Source organism: Nocardia sp. MDA0666 (assembly GCF_003023875.1).
In the GTDB taxonomy this organism is placed as follows: Bacteria; Actinomycetota; Actinomycetes; order Mycobacteriales; family Mycobacteriaceae; genus Nocardia; species Nocardia aobensis.
In genome coordinates this window covers 1-19,651 of the sequence record NZ_PYHT01000004.1, presented here as the reverse complement: position 1 = coordinate 19,651, position 19,651 = coordinate 1, and the positions used below count along the sequence as shown (strand labels likewise).

The window sequence follows — 19,651 nt, the reverse complement described above, 5'->3', positions numbered from 1 at the left end:
TTGTCCCGAGCGGTCGGGAACGCGGAACGAATGTGGGAGCGATGATGTCGGACGAACGGGCGCTGGTGATCGGCGGCGGTGGGGTGGCGGGAATCGCCTGGACGAACGGCGTGATCGCCGGATTGGCCGATGCGGGAATCGATCTCACCGCCGCCGATCTGTACCTCGGCACGTCGGCGGGCGCCAATGTGGCGGCACAGCTGACCAGCGGGCTGACCACGGAGGAGCTGTTCCGCCGCCAGATCGACCCCACGGTGCAGAGCGCCGAGATCGTGCCGGAGGGCAATCCGCTCGAGGGCGTGTGGGAGACGATCAACCGGATCATCACCGAGAGCGGTGGGGATATGGCCGTGGCGCGGCGGCGACTCGGCAACCTCGCCCTGGCGACCGAGACGGTGCCGGAATCCGCCCGGCGCGCGGTCATCGAATCGCGGTTGCCGGTGCACGAATGGCCTCGGCAGCGGCTGCTGATCACCGCCGTCGACGCCGGCACGGGTGAACCGCGTGTCTTCGACCGCGACTCCGGGGTCGCGCTGGTCGACGCGGTAACCGCCAGTTCGGCGGTGCCGCTGGTCTGGCCGCCGCACACCGTCGACGGCGTGCGCTATACCGACGGCGGCGTGCGGACCAGTGTCAATGCCGATCTAGCGGCCGGATTCGATCGGGTGCTGATCATCGCGCCGCTGCCCGATCCGGCGCTGGAAGGTGAGATCGCGGGACTGATCGAACGGGGTGCACGAGTGGAATCGATCGCCCCCGACGAGGCCGCGATCGCCGCCTTCGGGGCGAATCCGCTCGACACCGCCTCTCGTGTGCCGTCGGCGCATGCCGGTCGGGTGCAGGGCAAGTCGGCGGCGGCGCGGATCGCCGAGCTTTGGAGCTAGGCGGCGTCAGGCTCGGCCAGCTGCGAGCACTTCCCGCGCAGACGGAAGGGCGGCGGCTCGGTCGCTGTCGACCAGGCCGATCCGGGTCCGGCGGTCCAGCAGGTCGTCTTCGTCCAGCGCGCCCTCGTGGGTTGTCGCAAAGGCGAATTCGGCACGCAGCACGTCGATACCGGGTGCGACCGGTTCGGCGAGGCGCGGATCGCGCTGCGCCGCGGCGAGTACCTGTGTGGCCTGATCTCCGTAACGCTCGACCAGCACCGGTGGCGCCGCGATCCGGTCGCGTGCCCGCCCGGATACGGCGCCTACCAACGGGATTCGCTTGGTCCGGCAGGGTGCTGCGGTCAGACCGGCGGCGGACACGGCGGCGTCGACCGCGTCCTCGGCCATCTGCCGGTAGGTGGTCAGCTTGCCGCCGACAACGGTGATCGGGCCGCCGGGGGAGTGCAGGACCGCGTGTTCGCGGGAGATGTCGGCGGTGGCGTCGTCGGCGGTGCGCAGCAGTGGCCGCAGGCCCGCGAAGGATCCGCGGATGTCGCTGCGCTGCAACGGTTCCCGGAGCACAGTGTTCACGGTGTCGAGCAGGAAATCGATCTCGGAGTCGGTGGGCTTCGGTTCGTCCGGAACCGGGCCGGGTGCGTCCTCGTCGGTCAGCCCCAGATACACGCGGCCGTGCGCGGCCGGGAAGGCGAAGACGAAGCGGCTGGTACTGCCCGGAATCGGCACGGTCAGCGAGGCGGTGAGACCGCCGAAGGCCGCGGCGTCGAAGACCAGGTGGGTGCCGCGGCTGGGCCGCAACTCGATACTCGGATCGACCCGGTCGGCCCACACCCCGGCCGCGTTGATCACCGAACGTGCTCGTACGGACAGGGTTTCACCGGTCAGCACATCGTGCAGCACCGCGGAGTCGCCGCTCACCCGCTCGGCGCGGACGCGGGTGAGCACGGTCGCGCCGTGCGCCGCGGCGGTGCGCGCGATCGTCACCACCAACCGGGCGTCGTCGACGAGCTGACCGTCCCAGGCCGTCATCCCGCCGCGCAGTCCGGCGCGGCGCAGTGTCGGCGCCAGCCGCAGCGCTTCGGCCGCGGCGACCCGGCGCGATCGCGGCAACACCTCCGGTGAGGTTCCGGCGCTGCGCCGCAGCACATCTCCGGCCAGGAAGCCCGCGCGGACCAACAGTCGCTGTGGCACGGAACCGCCGGAGAACGCCGGGACGAGCTGGGGAATCGAGCGAGTCAGATGAGGTGCGGTGGTGGTGAGCAGGATGTCGCGTTCGACCGCGCTCTCGTGGGCGATACCGACCCCGCCGGAGGCCAGATACCGCAATCCGCCGTGGACGAGTTTCGAACTCCACCGGCTGGTTCCGAACGCCAGATCGTGCGCCTCCACCAGAACGGTCCGCAGTCCGCGCGCCGCCGCGTCCAATGCCACGCCCGCGCCGGTGACACCGCCGCCGACGACCAGGACGTCGATGCGGTCCGCATCGCCGAGCTCCCGCAGTTCGCGGCCGCGGCGGGCGGCGTTGAGTGCCGAATCACTCGCGGTGTCGCCGAGCTCGTGGCCCGCGGCCGGTGTGCTCTCGTCGAGCATGCGCTGTCTCGCTCTCTGTTCTCGGGGCTGATCGGTATCGGGGCGACTAATCGGTATCGGGGCGCAGGTACCGGTCGACGACGCGAGCGAGCTCGACATCGAGTCCGGCGTCGTCGAGCAGATGGCTGACCGTTCCGGCCGACTGCACCGTGGACTGGCCGATCAGCAGCAGCATGGTGGCCAGGTGATCGGGATCGCCGGCGCGGACGGAACCGTCGCGCTGTCCCTCGCGGACCGCGCTGGAGAACACCTGGATCAATTGCCGCTGATTGCGGCCGAGCCGGCCGAACACATAGGTCAGCATCAGATCGGTGTCGATGCGGAAGATCTTGGCGAACAACGGGTTCGACCTGATCTCGGCCGCACCCGAGACGATGCCCTCCACCAGGCGCGCACGCGCCGGACCATCGGCGGGAATGCTCGCTGCCACGATCTCACTCAGCTCCCGGACCAGCAACTCGGCGATCAGCGACCGGGTATCGGGCCAGCGCCGGTACACCGTGGGGCGACTGACGCCGGCGCGCCGGGCGACTTCGCTCAGCGTGGTCCGGCGCACGCCGAATTCCTCGACACAGGCGCGTCCCGCCGCCAGGATCGCCAGGTCGATAGCCGACAGCTCGCCGTCGGGGCCGGGGGGTTCGTTCGGATCCATCAACAACTCACCATCGGTCCGTGTTCGTTACTGCGATTCGTGTTCGTTACTGCTTGACAGTCTATGTCAGACTGTAACGCATGGTCGATACGCGACAGGACACATCCGCGACAGAATCGGAAAACTCGACACCGGGCGAGTCGTCCGATCGCCCGAGTATGGTGTGGGACGCCTGGGGCATCGCCTCGGCCCATGCGCCGCTCTCGGACCGGATCCGGACCCTGGTGGCGCAGGTGTTCGGAGTGTCCGGGGAACCGGTGGCCCGTCGTGATGAGGGCGACGTGCCACTGCGGGAATCCGGCTTGACGGCCGCGCATCGCGCGGGGCTGTCGGCGGTGGTCGGCGCGGATCAGGTGTCGGCCGACCACCGCGACCGGCTGCTGCACGCGGGCGGCAAGAGTACGCCCGACCTGCTGCGCCGCCGCGCCGAAGCGCCGCAGGACGCACCCGACGCTGTCGTCTTCCCGGCTGATCACGACCAGGTCCTGGCCGTGCTCACCTACTGCGCCGAACAGTCGATCGCCGTCGTGCCCTTCGGTGGCGGCACCAGCGTGGTGGGCGGAGTGGATCCCGCGCGCGGCCGCTTCGGCACCGTGATCGCCCTGGATCTGCGGCGACTAGACGGGCTGTCCGACGTCGACCCGGTGAGCGGCACCGCGACCCTGGGCGCCGGACTGACCGGGCCGCAAGCGGAGAAACTGCTTGCCGCCCATGGGCTTTCGCTGGGGCATTTCCCGCAGAGTTTCGAATACGCCAGCATCGGCGGCTTCGCGGCCACCCGATCCTCGGGTCAGGCCTCGGCCGGCTACGGCCGCTTCGACGACATGATCATGCGCCTGAAGGTCGCAACCCCCACGGGCACAGTCGATCTCGGCCGCGCCCCCGCCTCGGCCGCCGGACCGGATCTGCGCGAGCTGTTCGCCGGATCCGAGGGCACGCTCGGCGTCCTCACGGAGGTGACGCTGCGGGTGCACCCGATTCCCGAGACCACCGTGTATCAGGCGTGGTCGTTCCCGGACTTCGCCACCGGCGCCGCCGCGCTGCGCACCGTGGTGCAGAACGGCGCGGCGCCGACCGTGCTGCGATTGTCCGACGAAGCCGAGACCGGGCTCAACCTGGCCCGTTCCGGCGATGTCGGCGGCGCGCCGGTCAGCGGCTGTCTGGCCGTCACCACGTTCGAGGGCACCCAAGCCCACGTGGCCGCGCGCAGCGCCGAGGCTTCGGCCCTGCTCGCCGCCGCGGGCGGCACCGCGCTCGGTGAACAACCGGCGCGGGAATGGGAGCACGGCCGTTTCGGCGCACCGTATCTGCGTGATGCGCTGCTGGATATCGGCGTCCTGTGCGAAACCCTCGAGACGGCGACCAACTGGTCGAATGTCGAGCGGCTCAAGGCGGCGGTCACCACCGCGCTCACCGAATCGCTCGGCGCGCAGGGCACTCCCGCGCTGGTGATGTGCCATATCTCGCACACCTACCCGACCGGTGCCTCGTTGTACTTCACCGTCGTCGCCAAGCAGGCCGACGATCCGTCGGCACAATGGGCGCAGGCCAAACGCGCCGTCGGCGACGCCATCACCGGACACGGGGGGACCATCACCCATCACCATGCCGTCGGCACCGACCACCGGCCGTGGATGACCGCCGAAATCGGCGACCTGGGCGCGCGGATCCTGCGAGCGGTCAAGGATGCCGTCGACCCGGCGGGAATCCTCAACCCGGGCAAGCTGATTCCGTGACCGCCATCCGATCGGTCGCGCTGGTGACCAACCCGCACTCCGGCCACGGCCGGGGACTGGCGGCCGCCGCCGCGGCCACCGCCCTTTTCGCCGAGCATGGCGTGCGGGTGCGCGAGATCCGCGGTGCCGACGCGGCCGAAACCGTTCGCCTGGTCCGGGATGCGGTGCGCGGGCCGGAGCGCCCCGACGCCGTCGTCTGCGCGGGCGGTGACGGACTGGTCTGCGTCACACTGCAGGCCATCGCCTCGACCGGGGTGCCGCTGGGGCTGCTGCCCGGCGGGACCGGTAACGACCTGGCCCGGGAGCTGGGAGTGCCCGACGACGATCCGCGGGCCGCGGCCGACATCGTGCTCGGCGGTCGCGTGCGCACCATCGACCTCGGCGCGATCGAATCCACGCCCGATCCCGAGCACGCCCAGGGCTGGTCGGCCGGCATCGAACCCGCCGTCGCCCATCGGCCCATGCGATTCGCCACCGTCGCCGGCACCGGCTTCGACGCGCGAGTGACCTTGCGCGCCAACCGTATGCGCCGTCCGAAGGGCTCGCTGCGCTACTCCTTCGCCGCGGTTCCGGAACTGCTCGGTCAGCTGGGCGTGCCCTACCGCATCGAATTGTCCGGCGAGCCGGGCGAAGACGATGATCGCGTCGTCGAGACCGAGGCCGTGATGGTGGCGGTCGGCAATACCCGGACCTACGGCGGCGGCATGCTCATCTGCCCCGACGCGATCGTCGACGACGGCCTGCTCGACCTGACCGTGGTCGGCGCGATGTCGCGGCTGGAGATGGTCCGCCTGCTCCCGGCCCTGGCCGCCGGCAAGCGCGTCGACCATCCCGCGGTCGGGCACTACCGGGCCCGCACCATCACCCTCACCGCCGCGGTACCGGCGACCGCCGACGGCGACCCGGCGGGACTGCTCCCGGCGACCTTCCGCGCCGAACCCGGAGCGCTGGCGATCCTCGTGCCGTGACCGCCCCTCCACCGGCTGGGCGCGGCCTCCGCATCCCCGTGGCGAATCTGCGAGCATGCTGAGTGGCAAACCCGCACCTGCACAACGGATTCGGGCAAAAGCTGAGAATTGCATATGGATTGGTGTATTGCGCCGATCCGGGCGGTAGTCTCGAAGACGTGGGCGGGGTTTTCGGTGTCCCTCATCCGCCGAAAACCCCGCCCTACATCTTTCTCCGGCCGGCCCGCCTCTTTACTGCGCGGCGCGACCCGGCCCGCACGTCCGGCGCCCCGGGTGGCGGGGTCTCGAGGGTGTGACGGGGCCGTGTCGAGTCCTCCTGCTCAACTCCGTAGAATCGCACGGTGACCAGCGCAGCCCCTGATAACTCGCGAAATCGTGCCGACGCCCTCCCCAAGAGCTGGAACCCCAGCGATGTAGAGGCCGACCTGTACGAGCGCTGGGTAGCGGCCGGTTACTTCACCGCCGACCCGGCCAGCGATAAGTCGCCCTATTCGATCGTGCTGCCGCCGCCGAACGTCACCGGCAACCTGCACATGGGCCACGCCTTCGACCACACCCTGATGGACCTGCTCACCCGCCGCAAGCGGATGCAGGGCTACGAGGTGCTGTGGCTGCCCGGCATGGACCACGCCGGCATCGCCACCCAGACCGTGGTCGAGAAGCAACTCGCCGTCGACGGCAAGACCAAGGAAGACTTCGGCCGCGAACTGTTCGTCGACAAGGTCTGGGATTGGAAGCGTGAATCCGGCGGCGCCATCCAGGGCCAGATGCGCCGCCTCGGCGACGGCGTCGACTGGAGCCGCGACCGCTTCACCATGGACGAGGGCCTGTCCCGCGCGGTGCAGACCATCTTCAAACGCCTCTACGACGCCGGGCTGATCTACCGCGCCGAGCGCCTGGTGAACTGGTCGCCCTCGCTCGAGACCGCCATCTCCGACGTCGAGGTGAAATACGAGGACGTCGAGGGTGAGCTCGTCTCGCTGCGCTACGGCTCGCTGAACGACGACGAACCGCACGTCATCGTGGCCACCACCCGCGTGGAGACCATGCTCGGCGATACCGCGGTGGCGGTGCACCCCGAGGACGAGCGGTACAAGGCGCTGATCGGCACCACCGTCTACCACCCGATCACCGGCCGCCAGATCCCGATCGTCGCCGACGACTACGTCGACCCCGAATTCGGTTCCGGCGCAGTGAAGATCACCCCCGCGCACGATCCCAACGACTTCGAGATCGGCCTGCGGCACAACCTGCCGATGCCGACCATCATGGACAAGACCGGCAAGATCGCCGACACCGGAACCGAATTCGACGGCATGGACCGGTTCGAGGCCCGGATCAAGATCCGCGAGCGGCTGGCCGGCGAGGGGCGCATCGTCGCCGAGAAGCGCCCGTACGTGCACAGCGTCGGCCACTCCGAACGCTCCGGCGAACCGATCGAACCGCGGCTGTCGATGCAGTGGTGGGTGAAGGTCGAATCACTGGCCAAGGCCGCCGGTGATGCCGTGCGCAACGGCGCGGTGACGATCTACCCGGCCAGTCAGGAACCGCGCTGGTTCGAATGGGTCGACAACATGCACGACTGGTGCATCTCGCGCCAGCTGTGGTGGGGCCACCGCATCCCGATCTGGTACGGCCCCGAGGGCGAGATCGCGTGCGTCGGCCCCGACGAGCAGGCGCCCGAGGGCTGGGTGCAGGACCCCGACGTCCTCGACACCTGGTTCTCCTCCGGCCTGTGGCCCTTCTCCACCATGGGCTGGCCGGACGCCACCCCGGAACTGTCGAAGTTCTATCCCACCAGCGTGCTGGTGACCGGCTACGACATCCTGTTCTTCTGGGTGGCCCGGATGATGATGTTCGGCATGTTCGTCTCCGACGACCCGGTCATCGCCACCGGAAAGGACTCCGGGCGGCAGCAGGTTCCGTTCGACGACGTCTTCCTGCACGGCCTCATCCGCGACGAATTCGGCCGCAAATACTCCAAGTCCAAGGGCATCGGCGTCGACCCGCTGCTGTGGATCGACGAATACGGTGCCGACGCAACGCGTTTCACCCTCGCCCGGGGCGCGCAGCCGGGCAGCGACCTGTCGGTGGGGCCGCCGCACGTGCAGGCTTCGCGCAACTTCATCACGAAGCTGTTCAACGCCAGCAAGTTCGCGCTCATGAACGGTGCCGCGCCGGGTGACCTGCCCGAACGCGCCACCCTCACCGACACCGACCGCTGGATCCTCGACCGGCTCGACGAGGTGCGCGCCGAGGTGGACGGTGCCTTCGACCGCTACGAATTCGGCAAGGCCTGTGAGGCGCTTTACCACTTCGCCTGGGACGAACTGTGCGACTGGTACCTCGAACTGGCGAAGGTGCAGTTCGCCGAGTCGGAGGAGCGGGCCGCGAGCACGCGCATCGTCCTCGGCAACGTGCTGGATTCGGTGCTGCGCCTGCTGCACCCGGCCATCCCGTTCGTCACCGAAACGCTGTGGCAGGCCCTCACCGAGGCCGGTGCGGACGACTCCCTGGTGATCGCCGCGTGGCCGCAGCCCTCAGGGGTCGTCACCGATACCGTTGCGGCACAGCGCATCGCAGATCTGCAGAAGCTCGTCACCGAGATCCGCCGGTTCCGCAGCGATCAGGGGCTGACCGACAAGCAGAAGGTCGCCGCGAAACTGATCGGCATCGATACCGCCGACCTCACCGGGCTGCACGCCGAAATCGCCAGCCTGGCGCGGCTCACCGCACCGGACGCCGATTTCTCCGCTACCGCCGCGGTCGAGGTGCGGCTGTCCGGCGCCACCGTCACCGTCGAACTGGACACCTCCGGCACGGTCGACCTCGACGCCGAACGCCGCCGGCTGGAGAAGGATCTCGCGGCCGCGCAGAAGGACCTCGCCGCCACCACCGCCAAACTCGGCAACGAGGCCTTCCTGGCCAAGGCGCCCGACGAGGTGGTCGCCAAGATCCGCACCCGCCGCGAGGTCGCCGAATCCGAGGTGACCCGGATCGGGGCGCGGCTGGCTCAGATCACGGAGTCGGTGGCGAAGAAGTGAGCGGCGGCGAAGGTTTCGACCACGAACCGCTCGCCGGCGGTGCGGACCGGCTGCGCACCGGTCCCTCCCCGGTCGACCTCGCCGAAATGGCGCTGGTCGAGGCCGAACTCGACCAGCGCTGGGGCGAGACCAAGATCGAGCCGTCGCTGACCCGGATCGCGACCCTGATGGATCTGCTCGGTTCCCCGCAGCAGAGCTATCCCGCCATCCACATCGCCGGTACCAACGGCAAGACCTCGGTCACCCGCATGGTCGACGCGCTGCTCACCGCGCTGCACCGGCGCACCGGCCGGTTCACCAGTCCGCATCTGCAACTGGCGACCGAACGCATCGCCATCGACAACGCGCCGATCACCCCGGCCCGCTACGTCGAGATCTATCGGGAACTGCTGCCCTACGTCGAGATGATCGACGCGCGCTCGACCGACGGCACCCTCGGCGACGGACCGGGACCCCGGATGAGCAAATTCGAGGTCCTGGTCGCGATGGCGTACGCGGCGTTCGCCGAGGCGCCGGTCGATGTCGCGGTCGTGGAGACCGGGATGGGTGGCACCTGGGACGCGACCAACGTCATCGACGGGCAGGTCGCGGTGATTACGCCGATCGGCTTGGACCACACCGACTATCTGGGGCCGGATCTGGCCTCGATCGCCGGTGAGAAGGCCGGGATCATCAAGAAGTCGCCGGAGGATCTGCTGATTCCGCGCGACACCGTCGCCATCATCGCCGAACAGGAACCCGAGGCGATGGAGGTGCTGCTGCGGCGCGCGGTGGACGCCGATGCCGCGGTCGCCCGTGCCGGTTCCGAGTTCCGGGTGCTGTCGCGACGCGTCGCGATCGGCGGTCAGGTTCTGGAGATCCAGGGGCTCGGTGGGGTCTACGACGAGATCTTCCTGCCGCTGCACGGTGAACACCAGGCGCACAATGCGGCGCTGGCGCTGGCCGCGGTCGAGGCGTTCTTCGGCGCCGGCGCGCAGAAGCAGCTCGACATCGACGCGGTGCGGGCGGGATTCGCCGCGGCGGCCAGCCCCGGCCGGATGGAACGGATGCGCAGCGCGCCCACCATTTTCATCGACGCCGCGCACAACCCCGCCGGTGCGCGGGCGCTGGCCGCGACGCTCAGCGAGGAATTCGACTTCCGCAAGTTGGTGGGGGTGGTCGCGGTGCTCTCCGACAAGGACGCGGCCGGCATCCTCGCCGCGCTGGAGCCGGTGCTGGACGAGGTCGTCGTCACCACCAACGGCTCACCGCGGGCGCTCGGCGTCGACGAACTCGCCGACCTGGCCGTCCAGCGGTTCGGCGACGAGCGAGTCGTCACCGCGAACAGCCTCGCCGATGCGGTCGAAACCGCCATCGCCATCGCCGAGGAAGCGGGAGGCGCCGGCGAACCGGTATCCGGCGCGGGCATCGTGGTCACCGGCTCGGTGGTCACCGCAGGCGCGGCGCGCTCGCTGTTCGGGAAGGACCCCGCGTGAAGCAGCGGGCCGGAGGCGGTGGGAAGCTGGGTATCGAGGGCATCGGCGGGCCGGCGCGGAGGAGGCAACGTGGGTAGCGAGGACGATGTGCGCGGCGAGGCCGGCGCACCGAAGCCGGGTGTACCCGCGCCCGCGACCGACCCGTGGAAGGGTTTTCGCGGCGTGATGGCCGGCGCGCTGGTACTCGAGGCCATCACCGTGCTGCTGGCGCTGCCGGTGGTGGGGGCCGTCGGCGGCGGACTCAGCTGGTGGTCGGTGACCTACCTGGTCGGCCTGGCCGTCCTGATGTTCGTCGGCTCCGGCATGCAGCGCCGCTCCTGGGCCGTGCCGTTCAATCTCGGCCTGCAGGTGCTGGTGCTGGCCGGTGGATTCATCCATCTGTCGATCGGCATCATCGGCGTCGTGTTCGCGGCGGTGTGGGCATTCATTCTGGTGCTGCGCTCCGACGTCAAACGCCGCATGGAGCAGGGTCTGCTGCCCAGCCAGCGAATGCAGGGCTCATCCTGACGGCTCGGTTCGGAATCCGATGGCAGCGACGGTTAGAGTGTCGCCGTGACTGAGCAGACGTTGGTACTCATCAAGCCGGACGGCGTGGCCCGAGGCCTGGTTGGTGAGATCATCACCCGCATCGAACGCAAAGGCCTGAAGATCGCGGCCCTGAAGCTCGAGCAGGTTTCCGAGGAACTTGCCGCCGCCCACTACGCCGAACACGCCGACAAGCCGTTCTACGGCTCGCTGATCGAATTCATCACCTCCGGCCCGGTCGTCGCGGCCATCCTCGAGGGTCCGCGCGCCATCGCCGCCTTCCGCCAGCTCGCCGGCGGCACCGACCCCGTCGAGAAGGCCGTCCCCGGCAGCATCCGCGGCGACTACGCCCTGGAAACCCAGTTCAACCTCGTGCACGGCTCCGATTCCCCCGAATCCGCGAAGCGCGAGATCGCGCTCTGGTTCTGAGCTGTGTCGTTCGGCCTCCGCTTCGCTCCGGCGGGTTCGCGGCCCCTAGGGCTCGCCGTTCGGGCACCGCTGCTTGCTCCTTCGTCGCGTGCGCAGCGGTACCCGAACGGCGAGCCGGCCGCGAACGGTCGCTCGTAAGACTCGCTCTGTGCGGGGCGCGACAGCGCGTCGGCAGAATCCGGCGGAAAAGACCTACTCAGGTGTAGGAAAGTCTCCCCGGTCGGGCCACGGAAACGGTGCGGGCACGCTCCGATGACGTACCAGTGGGTCGCTGTGTGGGATACTGGAAGCGGATGTGATCGACGCCCGCCTATCGGGGCAGGTGGCGAACGCAACCGAATGGCACCGCGGCTCGACGCCGATCATCGCTGCCCCGGACGGTTCCAAGACTCGGCTGTTCGGCGGCACGCTGGATGAGCGCTCGAGCTCAGGTGTGAAAGCCAACAGCCAGGCGCCGCGTGACCAGTTAGCCCGAACGACGTACGACAGGTGATAACCGGGCACGCGGGGCGAGACCATCAGACCTTGCGCCACAGGCGTGAGGCGAACGGACAGCGCCCCCGCGTCGGCCGCGTCACTCTCGTACGAGTGGGACGCGCCCGGGGGCCCGAGGAGATTTCGTGGCCGATCAAGAGCCGCAAGGAACGTCGCAGAGCAATGGTGATTCCACCTCTACCGAGGTGGCCGGGGTAGGGGAGGCAGCGCAGTTGCCCGAACGTATCCGGGTGCACGCGCTGGCGAAACTTCTGGGTACCACCAGCAAACGCATCCTTGCCCATCTGACCGAACTGGGCGCCGAAGCTCGCAGCGCCCAATCCAGCCTGGACCGGACCGTCGCCGAATCCGTGCGCGACGCGCTCGTTCCCCCACCGGCCGGCACCGAGCAACCGGTGGCCGAGCCCGCGACCGAACAGGCCGAGACGCCTGCTCCGGCGCCCGCCGAGAGTGCATCTCCGGCGACCACATCCACCGCCGCGGCCGATACCGCGCAGACCGCCACCGCGCCGGATACGGCCGGCGAGCCTGAGCCGAGCGAGTCCGGCGCATCCACCGAGGTCGCCGAAACCGAGGTCGCCGGTACCGCGCAGGCCGCGGACGTCGTCGAGACCGCCGGCACCGCGAACTCGGCAGTGACATCGGAATCGCCGGTAGCGACCGAGTCGCCGGCGGCATCCGGCGAGCCCGAATCGGCGCCGCACACGTCGCTGTTCACCAGCCCGTTCCAGCAGTCCGCCGCGCAGCGTGAGGAGCCGGTCGTCTTCGAGCCGGCGAGTATCGCGGCCGCGCCGCTGTTCCTGCCGCCGGATGCCGCGGCCGCCGAGGAGATGCGCCGCCGCCGGCGTGCCGAGCGCGAGGCCGAGGCCGCCGAAAAGGCTGCTGAAAAGGCTGAAAAGGCTGCGGAGAAGGCCGCCGAGAAAGCCACCGAAAAGGTCGCCGAACCCGCGCCGGAGAAAGCACCCGCGGAGCCCGAGACCGTCGCGGCGGCAGAGACCGAGACCGAATCCGGCGACTGGGACGACGAGCAGTCGCGCGACGAGCAGGAGGACGGTGGTCGTTCGCGTCGCCGCCGCCGGGGTCGCCGCGGTCGTGGCCGGGGCCGGGGCGAACAGCACGCCGATCACGAGGCCGACGACGACTCCGACGACGAGGACATCGAGGCGCACGCCGACGCCGACGAATCCGCCGAGGACAACGCTGCCGAGCAGACCGGCGAGGAGAGCGACGACGACTCGGGTTCGACGCCGGAGGGTTCCACCCGCCGTCGCCGCCGTCGCCGTCGCCGCAAGGCCGGTGAGGACAACGAATCCGAACCCGCGGACGACGATCCGCCGAACACCGTCGTGCACGAGCGGGAACCGCGTAACAAGCGCCGCACGGTCGACGAGGTGCAGGGCATCAGCGGGTCGACCCGGCTGGAGGCCAAGCGGCAGCGCCGTCGCGACGGTCGCGAGGCCGGTCGCCGCCGCCCGCCGATCCTCACCGAGTCGGAATTCCTGGCCCGCCGCGAGGCGGTCGACCGGGTCATGGTGGTCCGCGAGAAGTCGTTCCCGGCCGGCGAGCATTCGCATGTCGGTGCGACCACGCAGGTGGCCGTGCTCGAGGACAACATCCTGGTCGAGCACTTCGTCACCAACACCGGCACCGCGTCCATGGTCGGCAACGTCTACCTGGGCAAGGTGCAGAACGTGCTGCCCAGCATGGAGGCGGCGTTCGTCGACATCGGCCGCGGCCGCAACGGCGTGCTCTACGCCGGTGAGGTGAACTGGGAGGCCGCCGGGCTCGGCGGCAAGGAACGCAAGATCGAGCAGGCCCTCAAACCCGGCGACACCGTCCTGGTGCAGGTCAGCAAGGATCCGGTCGGGCACAAGGGCGCCCGGCTGACCACGCAGATCAGCCTGGCCGGTCGCTTCCTGGTCTATGTCCCGGGCGGGACCTCGACAGGTATCAGCCGCAAACTGCCCGATACCGAGCGCAAGCGGCTCAAGGAGATCCTGCGCGATATCGTCCCGCAGGACGCCGGAGTGATCATCCGCACCGCGTCCGAGGGCGTGAGCGAGACCGAGCTGGCTCGTGACGTCGAGCGGCTGCAGGCCACCTGGAAGACCATCGAGAAGCAGGCCGAGAACGGGTCGGGCGCCCCGAAGACCCTGTACGAAGAGCCGGACCTGCTGGTGAAGGTCGTCCGGGACCTGTTCAACGAGGACTTCTCGAAGCTGGTCATCGAGGGCGACCGGGCGTGGACGACGGTCGAGAACTACGTCCGCACCGTCGCACCGGACATGCTGGCTCGGGTCGAGCGCTACGAGAACAACGGCGTGGACGTCTTCGGCAGCCTGCGCATCGACGAGCAGCTGGCGAAGGCTCTCGATCGCAAGGTGTGGCTGCCGTCCGGCGGCACCCTGGTCATCGACCGCACCGAGGCGATGACCGTGATCGACGTCAACACCGGCAAATTCACCGGATCCGGCGGCAGCAACCTGGAAGAGACGGTCACCCGCAACAATCTGGAGGCCGCCGAGGAGATCGTGCGCCAGATGCGGTTGCGCGATATCGGCGGCATGATCGTCGTCGACTTCATCGATATGGTGCTGGAATCCAACCGGGATCTGGTGCTGCGCCGTCTGACCGAGGCGCTCGGGCGCGATCGCACCCGCCATCAGGTATCGGAGGTCACCTCGCTCGGCCTGGTCCAGATGACCCGCAAGAAGCTGGGCACCGGACTGGTCGAGGCGTTCTCCACCACCTGTGAGCACTGCCACGGCCGCGGCATCATCGTGCACAACTATCCGGTCGAGACCGCCCCCGCCGAAGAGGGGTCCGGCCGCCGCGAAGGCCGTCGCCGTCGCAAGGACAAGGACCGCGAAAAGGACACCAAGCAGACGAGCATCGCCGCGCCGGACACCGCGGATGCGCATCCCGAGGAGGATGCGGCCGCCAAGCGGGCTCATCCGGTCGCGCTCGCGATGGCCGCGCATCACACCGACGACGAGGTGGCCGAGGCCGGTGCGCCGGTCGAGGCGAAGGCCGAATCGCGGCCGCAGGCCAAGGAATCACGGGGTTCGCGCCGGGGACGCGGACGTGCCGCGGCGGCCGAGGTCGCCGAATCCGCCGAAGCGGAGTCCGTCGCAGCGGAAGCGGCCGAACCTGTGGCCGCCGAACGTGACGGCACCGAGCCGGTGGCGGCCGAACCCGCTGTTGCCGAGCCGGTCGCGGAGCCCGAGCGGCCCGCGGTGTCAGGCCGGGTCGGAGCACAGTCGGCGCCGGCCGAGCCCGCGGTTACTCCGGCACCGGCCGAGGAGAAGCCCGCCGAACAGACTCCGGAAACGGGTGCCCGTCGTAGCCGTCGCCGGGTGGCGCGCACCGCGTCGGCTCCGTCGACCGACAGCCGGGGCGCGGTCTTCGTGCTGACCGACGCCGATCAGGACAGCGCGCCGAAGTTCTCGCTCGACGAGCTGGCTCCGGCCGAGGTGACCCCGCGGCAGCGGACCCGTCGCCGGGCCGCCGGACGAGCCGCGGGCGCGCCGGAATCGCCGAACTGATCCGGCCGCCGGACCGGAGAACTCGCAGCACAGGCCCCGCCCGCACGGCGGGCGGGGCCTGTGCTGCGGACCGCGTTCACAGTGGTGGCGCCCCGGTTTGGTGCGGGGGGTGGCAGTCCTGTAATCTTGGACAGTCGCTGCCCGGTGACAGCACCGTGTTGTGTTGAGAAAACGCTGCGCTGTCATGAGATCCGGCTCGAAACGAGCCCTCCGGTGCGGAAGAAGTACCGAGGCGGCGGTGACTATCAGACCAGTCGTACGGCGGTTGCCGGTGTCCACCGGCACGCGGCCGTGCGAGCAGAGTGCCGAGCACTAGTTGAGGAAAGAGGGCAGCCGACCGATGGCAACGTACGCGATCGTCAAGACCGGCGGAAAGCAGTACAAGGTCGCGGTCGGTGACCTGGTGAAGGTCGAGAAGATCGAGGGTGAACCGGGCACGGCCGTATCGCTGTCGCCGGTGCTGGTGGTTGACGGCGCCGAGCTGACTACCGATGCCGACAAGCTGGCCAAGGTTTCGGTGTCCGCCGAAGTGGTCGAGCAGACCAAGGGCCCGAAGATCCGGATCCACAAGTTCAAGAACAAGACCGGCTACCACAAGCGTCAGGGCCACCGTCAGAAGCTGACGGTCCTGAAGGTCACCGGCATCAAGTAATTTCGACCTAGCGAAACCACCCGGTTTCGAATCGAGGAGTTTTCAGCCATGGCACATAAGAAGGGTGCGTCCAGCTCTCGCAACGGTCGCGATTCCAATGCTCAGCGGCTCGGCGTGAAGCGCTTCGGCGGCCAGGCCGTCAAGGCCGGCGAGATCCTGGTTCGCCAGCGCGGAACCCACTTCCACCCCGGCGTCAATGTCGGTCGTGGCGGTGACGACACACTGTTCGCCCTCGAGGCGGGCGCGGTCCAGTTCGGCACCAAGCGTGGCCGCAAGACCGTCAACATCGTGGTACCGGAGCCGGCGCAGGCCTGAGCCGCGCCGGAGCCTTCTCCACACACTCTTCGAAGCGGGCCAGGGTTTAGCAGATAAACCCTGGCCCGTTCGCCGTTCCGGGAGGCTCACCACCACCGTCCACCGAAACACAGAGGTCCAACTGGCATGTCCAAATTCATCGATCGTGTGGTACTGCACGTCCGCGCCGGTAAGGGCGGTCACGGCTGTGCCTCGGTGCATCGGGAGAAGTACAAGCCGCTCGGCGGACCCGACGGTGGCAACGGTGGCAACGGCGGGGATGTGATCCTCGAAGTCGACCCGAATGTGCACACGCTGCTGGACTTCCATTTCCACCCGCACGCCAAGGCCGGCAACGGCAAACCCGGCGAGGGTGGCAACCGCGATGGCAAACAGGGCGGGGAACTGCTGCTGAAGGTGCCCGACGGCACGGTCGTCATCGACGACGACGGTGAGGTCGTGGCCGATCTGGTCGGCGCGGGCACCCGGTTCGTGGCGGCCCGCGGTGGCCGCGGCGGCCTCGGCAACGCGGCGCTGGTGTCGCGCGCCCGCAAGGCCCCCGGCTTCGCCCTGCTGGGCGAGGAGGGCGAGGAGCGCGATCTCGTTCTCGAGCTGAAGTCCGTGGCCGATGTCGGCCTGGTCGGTTTCCCCTCGGCCGGAAAATCCTCACTCGTCTCGGTGCTCTCCGCGGCCAAGCCGAAGATCGCCGATTACCCGTTCACCACGCTGGTGCCGAATCTCGGCGTGGTCTCGAGTGGTGACACCACCTTCACCGTCGCCGATGTGCCGGGTCTGATCCCCGGTGCCAGCGACGGACGCGGCCTGGGCCTGGACTTCCTGCGGCATCTCGAGCGGTGCGCGGTGCTGGCCCACGTAGTCGATTGCGCGACACTGGAACCCGGCCGCGACCCGATCTCCGATGTCGACGCGCTCGAGGCCGAGCTGGCCGCCTACCGCCCGGCCCTGCAGGCCGACGCCGGATTGGGCGATCTGGCCGACCGGCCCCGCGTGGTCATCCTCAACAAGGCCGATATCCCCGACGCCGCCGAATTGGCCGAGATGGTGACGCCCGAGTTCACCGAACGCGGCTGGCCGGTGTTCACGATTTCCGCGGTGAGCCGGGAAGGTCTGCGCCCGTTGACCTTTGCGCTGGCCGATATGGTCCGCGAATATCGCGAGGCGCATCCGAAGGCGGCGCCGAAGCGTCCGGTGATCCGGCCCGTCGTGGCCGGGGAGACCGGCTTCACCGTCGCACCCGATCCGGAGGTCGAGGGCGGATTCATCGTCCGCGGCGAGCGCCCCGAAAGGTGGGTGCGCCAAACGCAGTTCGACAACGACGAGGCCGTCGGCTACCTGGCCGACCGGCTCGCGCGCCTCGGCGTCGAGGATGAGCTGGTCCGCCAGGGTGCGGTGCCCGGCGCCGAGGTCACCATCGGCGATGTGAGCTTCGAATGGGAGCCGCAGATTTCGGCCGGTGTCGATATGGTGATGACCGGGCGCGGGACCGACCCCCGCTTGGACCAGACCGACCGCATCTCCGCCGCCGAGCGCAAACATGCCTCCCGGGTACGCCGCGGCCTGGTCTCGGAGGACGAGGACCAACCGTGATCGCCCGCCACGCCGGTATTTCCGGTGTGCGCGGGCGTATCGGTCCGGTTTGTCGTCGTGCGCCACGGTGGTGGCGTGTCAAGTGAGTGAGTGTTGTTGTGACACACGTGGATTCTGACAAGGGAGCGGTAACTACTCGGCAGTCGATCCGGACCGCGCGCAGCGTGGTCGTCAAGATCGGCTCCTCGGCGCTGACCAGCCTCGAGGGCGGACTCGATACCGCGCGCCTGGACAAGCTCGCCGAGGCGATCGAGGCGCGGATGCGTGCGGGCTCGGATGTGGTGGTGGTGTCGTCCGGTGCGATCGGCGCCGGTATCGCCCCGCTCGGATTGGCCGCCCGCCCAAGGGATCTCGCGACCAAACAGGCCGCGGCGAGCGTCGGCCAATTGGCCTTGGCCCACGCCTGGGGCACCTCGTTCGCCCGATTCGACCGAGTTGTGGGGCAGGTGCTGCTGACCGCGGGTGACTTCGCCCGGCGCGAACACCACCGCAACGCGCAGCGCACCCTCGACCGATTGCGCGCCCTGCACGCGGTCGCGGTGGTCAACGAGAACGACACCATCGCCACCGAGGAGATTCGCTTCGGCGACAACGACCGGCTGGCCGCGCTGGTGGCGCATCTGGTCGGTGCGGACGCGCTGGTCCTGCTGTCGGACGTGGACGGTCTCTACGACGGCGACCCCCGCAAGGGCGCCGCCACATTCATTCCCGAGGTGCGCAGCAGCGCCGACCTCGACGGTGTGATCGCCGGCAGCGGCGGCGCTCTCGGCACCGGTGGTATGGCGTCGAAGCTGTCGGCCGCCCGCCTCGCCGCCGACGCCGGCGTGCCCGTCCTGCTGGCCGCCGCCTCCGATGCGGCGCTGGCACTGCGCGACGCCTCGGTCGGCACGGCCTTCGCCGCGCGTCCGGTCCGGTTGTCGGCCCGCAAGTTCTGGGTCCGCCACGCCGCCGACAGCCGCGGCGCCATCCACCTCGACGCGGGCGCCGTCAGAGCCGTCGCGCATTCGCGCCGGTCGCTTCTCGCCGCGGGTATCACCGGCGTCAGGGGCCGCTTCTACGGCGGCGATGTGGTCGACCTGCTCGCCCCCGACGGCCGCACGGTGGCTCGGGGCGTCGTGGAATACGACAGCACCGAACTACAGGCCATGGCCGGCCATTCCACTTCCGAACTGCCGGAAGGTATGCAACGCCCCGTCATTCACGCCGACGATCTGGTGAAGGTGTAGAGATCTCGGCCCGGCCGCGCACCTGTCGCGAGCGGGTCCGTGTGGTGGCCGGGACGATGGTGATCGTGCCATCGTCGGCCGTGCACCGCTCCCTCACGGTGTGTCGATTGCGCTGGCAGCAGTTTCGCGAGTGCGGACTGCCGATCGCGAATCGCACGCAGTTCACGACTGGGAACGAGTCCAGGGCGGATCATGCGTCACGCGGACGGCGCGAATCCCGGCAGTCACCGCGTGTGACCGGCCTCATCGGGAACCGCCACCGCTGTGCCGCGGTGATCAGCAGTCCTACCCGGACTGGGCGGTCGGTGCGTTCCGCCCGGCCGCAGCCGACCTGCCGAAATCTTTCGCGCTTTCCACTCTCGCTCAGCCCGGCGGGGACACCCCGGGCTGGTCTGGAGTCGTCGGCGTATCGGTGTTCGGGATCGGACCGGTGATACCCGGCTGACCTTCCTGGTCGGTGAGCGGAGGCGTCGACGGATCGGGTGGCACGGGGGCCGGAGGTGGTGTGGGCGCAGGGGGTTGAGGCGGTGG

15 protein-coding genes are annotated in these 19,651 nt (G+C 69.4%); 13 read left to right on the top strand and 2 right to left on the bottom strand.

Features of this window, described 5'->3' with window-relative positions; translation table 11 throughout:
• Window positions 1-41: 41 nt before the first annotated feature.
• On the top strand, window positions 42-884 hold the full coding sequence (locus C8258_RS08165; RefSeq protein WP_233224951.1) for a patatin-like phospholipase family protein: 843 nt from the start codon (window positions 42-44) through the stop codon (window positions 882-884).
• Between the two features lie 6 nt (window positions 885-890).
• Here the strand turns inward: C8258_RS08165 and C8258_RS08160 are convergent, their stop codons facing one another.
• Both C8258_RS08160 and C8258_RS08155 read right to left on the bottom strand, forming a co-directional pair.
• Complete coding sequence (locus tag C8258_RS08160; protein WP_106954646.1) at window positions 891-2,471, bottom strand: glycerol-3-phosphate dehydrogenase/oxidase; 1,581 nt, start codon at window positions 2,469-2,471, stop codon at window positions 891-893.
• A gap of 46 nt (window positions 2,472-2,517) precedes the next feature.
• On the bottom strand, window positions 2,518-3,123 hold the full coding sequence (locus C8258_RS08155; protein ID WP_106954645.1) for a TetR/AcrR family transcriptional regulator: 606 nt from the start codon (window positions 3,121-3,123) through the stop codon (window positions 2,518-2,520).
• A gap of 158 nt (window positions 3,124-3,281) precedes the next feature.
• On the opposite strand from C8258_RS08155, the gene C8258_RS08150 reads away from it, so the two are divergent.
• The 12 genes from C8258_RS08150 to proB all read left to right on the top strand — a co-directional run bounded on the left by C8258_RS08150 (window position 3,282) and on the right by proB (window position 19,120).
• On the top strand, window positions 3,282-4,859 hold the full coding sequence (locus C8258_RS08150) for an FAD-binding oxidoreductase (RefSeq protein ID WP_106954872.1): 1,578 nt from the start codon (window positions 3,282-3,284) through the stop codon (window positions 4,857-4,859).
• Window positions 4,856-5,827 carry a diacylglycerol kinase family protein gene (locus C8258_RS08145; protein ID WP_369974728.1) on the top strand — a complete coding sequence of 324 codons (972 nt, stop codon included), beginning with the start codon at window positions 4,856-4,858 and terminating at the stop codon, window positions 5,825-5,827. Before C8258_RS08150 ends, C8258_RS08145 begins: the two co-directional genes overlap by 4 nt.
• Window positions 5,828-6,168: 341 nt before the next feature.
• On the top strand, window positions 6,169-8,871 hold the full coding sequence (locus tag C8258_RS08140) for a valine--tRNA ligase (protein ID WP_106954644.1): 2,703 nt from the start codon (window positions 6,169-6,171) through the stop codon (window positions 8,869-8,871).
• A gap of 86 nt (window positions 8,872-8,957) precedes the next feature.
• Window positions 8,958-10,346: a folylpolyglutamate synthase/dihydrofolate synthase family protein gene (locus tag C8258_RS08135; protein ID WP_106954870.1), complete on the top strand. Its 1,389-nt coding sequence runs from the start codon at window positions 8,958-8,960 to the stop codon at window positions 10,344-10,346.
• A 165-nt stretch (window positions 10,347-10,511) separates the two neighbouring features.
• Window positions 10,512-10,853 (top strand): DUF4233 domain-containing protein, encoded by a 342-nt coding sequence (locus C8258_RS08130; protein WP_106954869.1) that lies wholly within the window; start codon window positions 10,512-10,514, stop codon window positions 10,851-10,853.
• Window positions 10,854-10,898: 45 nt separating this feature from the next.
• Window positions 10,899-11,300: a nucleoside-diphosphate kinase gene (gene ndk, locus C8258_RS08125; protein ID WP_030512744.1), complete on the top strand. Its 402-nt coding sequence runs from the start codon at window positions 10,899-10,901 to the stop codon at window positions 11,298-11,300.
• 295 nt (window positions 11,301-11,595) lie between these two features.
• A complete protein-coding gene (locus tag C8258_RS32225; protein WP_143859875.1) occupies window positions 11,596-11,793 on the top strand; it encodes a hypothetical protein in 198 nt (65 codons plus the stop codon).
• Between the two features lie 187 nt (window positions 11,794-11,980).
• On the top strand, window positions 11,981-15,340 hold the full coding sequence (locus C8258_RS08120; protein ID WP_233224975.1) for a translation initiation factor IF-2 N-terminal domain-containing protein: 3,360 nt from the start codon (window positions 11,981-11,983) through the stop codon (window positions 15,338-15,340).
• 340 nt (window positions 15,341-15,680) lie between these two features.
• A complete protein-coding gene (rplU, locus tag C8258_RS08115) occupies window positions 15,681-15,992 on the top strand; it encodes a 50S ribosomal protein L21 (protein ID WP_030512746.1) in 312 nt (103 codons plus the stop codon).
• A gap of 48 nt (window positions 15,993-16,040) precedes the next feature.
• The gene (gene rpmA / locus C8258_RS08110) at window positions 16,041-16,307 is read left to right on the top strand and encodes a 50S ribosomal protein L27 (RefSeq protein ID WP_025352062.1); all 267 of its coding nucleotides are present in this window, start codon (window positions 16,041-16,043) and stop codon (window positions 16,305-16,307) included.
• A 126-nt stretch (window positions 16,308-16,433) separates the two neighbouring features.
• Window positions 16,434-17,894, top strand: coding sequence for a GTPase ObgE (obgE, locus tag C8258_RS08105; RefSeq protein ID WP_036499485.1), 1,461 nt, complete (start codon window positions 16,434-16,436; stop codon window positions 17,892-17,894).
• Between the two features lie 107 nt (window positions 17,895-18,001).
• Window positions 18,002-19,120 carry a glutamate 5-kinase gene (gene proB, locus C8258_RS08100; protein WP_106954642.1) on the top strand — a complete coding sequence of 373 codons (1,119 nt, stop codon included), beginning with the start codon at window positions 18,002-18,004 and terminating at the stop codon, window positions 19,118-19,120.
• Window positions 19,121-19,651 lie beyond the last annotated feature (531 nt).

What these genes read in the sequence shown, in the direction of transcription:
- C8258_RS08165 (WP_233224951.1), top strand. Translation starts at nt 42, where the DNA reads ATGATGTCGGACGAACGGGCGCTGGTGATCGGCGGCGGTGGGGTGGCG.
- C8258_RS08160 (WP_106954646.1), bottom strand. Translation starts at nt 2,471, where the DNA reads ATGCTCGACGAGAGCACACCGGCCGCGGGCCACGAGCTCGGCGACACC.
- C8258_RS08155 (WP_106954645.1), bottom strand. Translation starts at nt 3,123, where the DNA reads ATGGATCCGAACGAACCCCCCGGCCCCGACGGCGAGCTGTCGGCTATC.
- C8258_RS08150 (WP_106954872.1), top strand. Translation starts at nt 3,282, where the DNA reads ATGGTGTGGGACGCCTGGGGCATCGCCTCGGCCCATGCGCCGCTCTCG.
- C8258_RS08135 (WP_106954870.1), top strand. Translation starts at nt 8,958, where the DNA reads ATGGCGCTGGTCGAGGCCGAACTCGACCAGCGCTGGGGCGAGACCAAG.
- C8258_RS08130 (WP_106954869.1), top strand. Translation starts at nt 10,512, where the DNA reads ATGGCCGGCGCGCTGGTACTCGAGGCCATCACCGTGCTGCTGGCGCTG.
- rplU (WP_030512746.1), top strand. Translation starts at nt 15,681, where the DNA reads ATGGCAACGTACGCGATCGTCAAGACCGGCGGAAAGCAGTACAAGGTC.
- rpmA (WP_025352062.1), top strand. Translation starts at nt 16,041, where the DNA reads ATGGCACATAAGAAGGGTGCGTCCAGCTCTCGCAACGGTCGCGATTCC.
- obgE (WP_036499485.1), top strand. Translation starts at nt 16,434, where the DNA reads ATGTCCAAATTCATCGATCGTGTGGTACTGCACGTCCGCGCCGGTAAG.